At 38.5% G+C, this 902-nt stretch carries 1 protein-coding gene and 1 pseudogene; both read right to left on the bottom strand.

Features of this window, described 5'->3' with window-relative positions; genetic code table 11:
* Positions 1 to 345, bottom strand: a 345-nt coding sequence (locus CBI42_RS10910; RefSeq protein WP_094753973.1) for a PrgI family protein, incomplete at its 3' end; no start/stop codon positions are given.
* A 53-nt stretch (positions 346 to 398) separates the two neighbouring features.
* A pseudogene (locus CBI42_RS10915) lies at positions 399 to 902 on the bottom strand (type IV secretion system protein); the annotation flags it as partial.

A 902-nucleotide genomic window follows, 5' to 3' on the forward strand; every position in this document is an offset into this window, starting at 1 on the left:
TTTTGTTTCTTTAATGTATTTGATTTTCTTTTCATGTTCAGGTCCTTTCTTTCCTGTAATTGTGCGTAGGGGAACCGTTAGTTCAAAATGAAGACGGTATTTCAAATAATGTTCAAAATATAAATCATTGGGTTTATAGACTCCAAAAAGCATGAGGGGGATGGTAAAGGTAAACACAAAACCGTAAACAAACCAATCTCCAAATTGCCAGAAAAAGAGATTCAAGCCCAAAACAATAATTGTGACAATAAAGGCTGGTAAAACAAAGATGATTTGTCTTGTGGTGAAACCTAACCAAGCCCTGTGTTGGTATTTTGAGATGTCTTTAAAGACACGTGTATTCATGACTTTCCTTTCTAAAAAGGCTAAGAAGCAATCACTTCCTAGCCTTTATCTAATTACATACCTAAGATTGAGCGAGCCGTACGTTGAGAACCAACGAGGGCAATAATCAGTAAGATAGCTTGTACCAAACTACCAAACATAATCGCAAGTGATTGCAGGACTCCTGCACCATTTGAAACAGCTATTTTACCAGCAGATTCAAACAAAGGAACAAGAGAAACAATCAGAAAAATAAGAACCCCTTGTACCGCATAGACCATAATATTTTTTAAATAGCCTAAACCAATAGACTTCCATTCATCGCTTAAAAATGTTGGAATCGTAAGAGGGGCAAATGGAATCATAAGGTAGAGCTGAATAAATCGAATGGATACCAAAAGATTGACCATGGCTGCACTTACTATCCGAACAAGCCAAATGAGGAGGGCGAAAAAGCCCACAATCATCCGGCCAATAAATCCTGAACCTTTTAATCCAGAGATGGTATCATACTTTGCCCCACCGTGAGCCACAATCGAGGCCACTTGTTCAATGGCATGACTCGCAATCCCGATGAT

The sequence above is a fragment of the Streptococcus sp. KR genome (assembly GCF_002238115.1).
GTDB lineage: Bacteria > Bacillota > Bacilli > Lactobacillales > Streptococcaceae > Streptococcus.